Source organism: Mesorhizobium sp. M1A.F.Ca.IN.022.07.1.1 (assembly GCF_003997575.1).
In the GTDB taxonomy this organism is placed as follows: Bacteria; Pseudomonadota; Alphaproteobacteria; order Rhizobiales; family Rhizobiaceae; genus Mesorhizobium.
This window is the reverse complement of sequence record NZ_RZST01000404.1, coordinates 1-4,731: the sequence shown is the minus strand read 5'-3', so window position 1 is coordinate 4,731 and position 4,731 is coordinate 1. Positions and strand designations below refer to the sequence as shown.

Sequence of the window (4,731 nt, the reverse complement as noted above, 5' to 3'; positions counted from 1 at the left end):
CGGTTGGGCAGGGCCTCAACGCGCTTGGCGAGGCGATCGGCTACAGGCTGGCTGACAGCAAGGCAACGGCGGCCGAACGTGATTGGCGCAAGGGCGGTAACGACGTGTTCTCAGCGCTGTTCGGCGGTAGCGGAGGATCCTCGCTTGCCTCGACATCGGCTTCGTCCAGCAATGTGGTCGCTTCGGCTCTTGGCGGCGGCTCGATGGGCGGCGCGCCGGATCTGTCGGGCAACGACATCTACAACGGCTTTATGGACACGGTTAAAACCAAGATCACCAATCCTTATGGCCTTGCCGCGGTCGCCTCGACCGGGAACGCTGAAAGCCGCTTCAATCCGAAGAATGCTTTCGGCTCATGGTCGGACCCGAGCGAAAGCGGACAGGCAGGCACGGCCGGCGGTATCCTGTCATGGCGCGGTCCTCGCTTCGAGGCCATGCGTGCGTTTGCCGGCAGCAACGGCGGCGATGCAAGCGCCCCGTCGCCGCAGCTTCAGGCGCAATTCTTCCTGCAAGAAGACCCCGCCCTGGTCGACGCGCTAAACGCGGCCAAGTCGCCAGAGGAAGCGCAGCGTCTCATGAACAACGCCTGGAAGTTCGCTGGCTACAACCGACCGGGCGGCGAGGCGGCGCGCCGCATTTCCATGGCCAACTCCTTCGCGTCGCGTTTCGCTAGCCCTGATGCCGCCCCGGTTCAGGTGGCAAGCATTGAGCCGGGTGCGGGCGTCTCGGCGGCGCTGAACAAGCGGCCACTGCCGCAGGAATACGCGAACAAAGGCATCACGCAAGACCAGTGGGACAGGATGAACGTGCCGGACAGCCCGGCGGCGGTCGCTAAGCCGGTCCAGTCGCCGCGGGCCGCCGTGCCCGCGCCGGCCGTTGCTATCCCTCAGACGGCTCAGGTGGCGCCCACGCAAGTCGCTGGCGGCCCGAGCCTGCAACAGCTCCTGCAAGCATCGCAGGATCCCCGCCTCTCCGAGCAGCAGCGTGGCGTCGTCAACCTGATGCTCAAACAGAAGCTCGAGGAGGCGAACCCGGCCACGCAACTCGAACTGGAAAAGAACCGGCTGGAAGTCGAGAAGCTGCGCAACCCGCAGATCGAGCCGGGCGACAAGGCACGCCTCGATTTCGACCGGGAGAAGTTCGCAGCCGAGCAAAGCAAGCCGATCGAAGTGGGCGGCGTCCTGGTCGACCCCAAGACGCACGAGCCCGTCTACACCGGGCAGCAGACCGATTGGGAAAAGCTCGACGAGCGGACTCTGTACAACAAGCGTACGGGCGAGACGCGAGCCGTGAGCATCGGTGGCGCGAATGCCGGTCAGTTCCGTTTCACCGGCAATTCTGTCGAGGCTCAGGCGCTCAACGGACTAATGGACGCCGGCCCCGAGAAGGGCGGCCTCACCGTCGAGCAGGCGCAGCAACTCGCCGCAGGCAAGACGATCAGTGGTCCGAACGGCGAATTGCTCTTCCTGACGCCGCAGGGTGTGTTTGGACAGGCGTCCGCCGGCGGTCCGGCAATGCCTGTCACACCGCCCAAGGCTGCCGCACCGCCTCCTCCCGCGGCGCCGTCGGCCACGCCTACCCCGAGTCCAGCGCCAGCGCCCGACGTTCAGCCGCAGGCGCCCACCAGCCCGCGCGCGGCCAATCCCGCGCGGACCGGAAACGCCGGCATTCTGCCTTTGACCGGTGCGAAGCAGAAGCCGCCAAACGAGCAGCAGCAGCGCGACAACAAGCTGTATTCGGTCGTGGCGCCCGAGATGCAGATTGTCGAACAGAACTTCGCCGCCCTGTCCAATCCGAAGGATCAGGCACTGTCGGCGATCCCGCACGGCTCGGACTATGGCGCCGAATACCTGAAATCGCCCGAGTATCAGCGGGCGTCGAACTCGCTTCGCACCATCATCGCGTCCTACCTCTACAGCGTGTCCGGCGCGACGGCGGCGCCGGCCGAAGTCGAGAACCAGGCGGCCATCCTGACGCCAAAGCCCGGAGAGGCGAAAGCGTCGCTAGACGACAAGCTGTCGCGCATCCGCCAGATGGTCGACGCGATCAAGACCGGCGGTTCCGGGACGGTTGCCACCCCGGCCGGTACTGGCGGCGGAACCACGAGCAACGGCTTGAAGTGGAGCATTGAGCCCTGATGCCTACGCTCAACATCCAAGGTCGTAAGGTGCAGGTCGACGACGCGTTTTTGTCGATGACCCCGGAACAGCAGAACGCGGCGGTCGACGAGATTGCCAAGTCGCTGCCCGGCGTCGTCGGCCCCGCAGCCGACAGCGGAGCTGCATCGCGAGCTCAAGCTGGGATCGCGCTTGCTCAGAAGATGCACGGCATGACGCCCGAGGATAAGCGCGCCGCTGCTGGCATCGACCAAACGACACTGCAGCCGGCCGGCATCCCAGCCTACGCCCCGATGGACTTGGGGGCGGGAGGAACCGCTCTGACTTCGACTATGGAAGGCGTGCCGATAGCAGGGCCGCTGCTCGACCGAGCCCAAACGACAGCGGCAGCCGGCCTCGGGTCTCTAATTTCCGGTCAGCCGTATTCGCAAGTTCATGACCAGATGCAGGAGATGGTGGACGAAAGTCGCGCTGCGCATCCCAATGCCCGCACCGCTGGCAATGTCGCGGGTGCCGTGATGGGAACGGCGCCGGCCGTCTTGGCAGCACCGGAGGTATTCGGCGCCGGTTTGGCCACCACTCCTGGCCTGATTGCAGCCGGCAGCACTGGCGGTTTGATTGGGGCGACGGACGCCGCTGTTCGATCTGGTGGTGACCCGAACGAAATCAAGAAGGGCGGGCTGATCGGCATGGGAGGCGGTTTGGCCGGTCAGATGGTCGGCCCTCTGATCGGCCGTGGTGTCAAGGCTGCTGCCGACACTTTGAAGCTGAATTCCATCGCCAAAGCTCTCGGGCTCGACAAGAAGGCCGTCGGCGTTCTGGCTGATGCAGCGCGTCAGGACGCGATAGATCCGGTCGCGTTGTCGCTCGGCGATGACGGCATGCTGATGGATCTCGGGCCAAACCTTCGGCATACGGCGGGCGCAATCGCCGCGACCCCTGGTGAGGGCAAAGCTATCGTGCGCAATGCGATTAGCGCGCGTGACGCCGATGCGAACTGGCGCATCCGCTCGACGCTGAACGACACGCTTGGCGAAGCCCCGACGCCATCGCGCATAATCGATCGGGCAAACCGAAACCAACTGAACCTTCAGCCGCAATACCGAGAGGTATTGCGAGAGGCTTCCGACATCGATGCCGCGCCGATCGCCCGCTATCTCGATGCCGAGGCGCAAACGCTGCGTGGAGATGCACAGCGAGGCATCCAGCGCGTACGGTCGATGCTGGACTATGTTCCGACCGGCGAAGAGATTGCGCGCGCCCGTGCACTCGGCCAGCCGGCACCTGGTGGCCTGATCCATGACGCCGGCACGTTGCTGAACGCCCGCCAAGCGGTCGACGATCTGTTGGAAACGGCGCAAGGCAGCAACCATCTGAATGCGCTTCAGACGGCTCGGCAAGCGATTGATGACGAACTGGCGGCCAAGGTGCCGAACATCAAGGAAGTGGACGCCCAGTATGCCGAGTTGGCGAGGCAGAAAGAAGCTGTGCAGAGGGGCCAGTCTGTCCTTTCCAGTGGGCGAGAAGCGCCGCGACCTGATGAGCTTACCGATGAAGTGCGGCAGGGCGCTCTGCCGCAAGGGCTACAAATCGGCCCCTCGGCCGTGCCCCTCCGTCTTCGTGAGGGCGCCCGTGCCGAGATTGAACGCATTGTCGGTACCAATGCTAACGATAGGGTCGCGCTTCAGCGTCTGATCAAGGGCGAAGGCGACTGGAACCGTGCGCGCCTGTCGACGCTGTTCGGCCAGGACAAGGCCAATGCGATCATCGACCTGCTCGACCGGGAACGGCTCTTTGCAGACACGTCGAACATCGTCACGCGCAATTCCGAGACAGCGGCGCGCATCGCCGCTCAGGATGCTATCGCGGGCGGTGGCAGTCGCGGCTTCGGTGTTCGGGAGGGATTTATTGCCGGGGGCGCCCGAGGCGCAGCGCGCGCGGCCGGAACGAAGGCAGTCGAGCGAGTGATTGACGCGCTCAACAATGGCGGAAACCAGAAAGCGATATCGGATATGGCTCGCACCCTAACGGGCGGGCCGCAGCAGAGCGCGGTGCTCGACGCGCTTTTGCGGGCCGGTAGCGGGACGAAGATACAGCCGAAGCAAGTCGAGGGCATCGCCCGAGCCCTGCTGCTGGCAGGCCCCCAAGCGACCCGCTAAGCCAGGGCGCTCCACACCAAAAGGCCGAGAAAGAAGACGCCTTCCGCACCTATGATGACGCGGGTGCGCTTCTGTAGGCTGCGGCTGTAAAACGCCATCTGGAACGCGCCCACGATGAGGATGGCGAACGCGATGCCGCAAAGGGTGCAGAAAAAGATGTGAATGAACGTCGTGCTCTTAGCCTCAAGGCCGCCCGTAGCCCAAAAATAGAGCGCTGTCGGGACAAGCGGGAGCACATACCATATATCGTGGAGAGACGGGCTTTCTTTTGGTCCGGTTACCAAGTCCCTCTTGTAGAGGCGATAGGCGACCAATATCCAAAGGAAGCTCGCCACAGCGGCGAGTGCGATCGGCGGATATAGCTGCACAGCGCTCACGGCGCGGAACATAATGCGGATCGTGACCGAGGGAAAGGGCGGCAGATCTCGCCCCAGGCAATTGCTCCTGCCCGAGAC

At 64.4% G+C, this 4,731-nt stretch carries 3 protein-coding genes; 2 read left to right on the top strand and 1 reads right to left on the bottom strand.

The window, feature by feature from the left end; genetic code table 11:
* Window positions 1-203: 203 nt before the first annotated feature.
* Both EOA75_RS28990 and EOA75_RS28985 read left to right on the top strand, forming a co-directional pair.
* Entirely contained in the window at window positions 204-2,138 is a 1,935-nt protein-coding gene (locus EOA75_RS28990) for a phage tail tip lysozyme (RefSeq protein WP_127325765.1), read from the top strand.
* Window positions 2,138-4,276 carry a hypothetical protein gene (locus EOA75_RS28985; protein WP_127325764.1) on the top strand — a complete coding sequence of 713 codons (2,139 nt, stop codon included), beginning with the start codon at window positions 2,138-2,140 and terminating at the stop codon, window positions 4,274-4,276. The genes EOA75_RS28990 and EOA75_RS28985 overlap by 1 nt, the downstream gene beginning before the upstream one ends.
* On the opposite strand, the gene EOA75_RS28980 is transcribed toward EOA75_RS28985, so the two are convergent.
* Window positions 4,273-4,731, bottom strand: a 459-nt coding sequence (locus EOA75_RS28980; RefSeq protein ID WP_206517052.1) for a hypothetical protein, incomplete at its 5' end; no start/stop codon positions are given. The genes EOA75_RS28985 and EOA75_RS28980 overlap by 4 nt on opposite strands.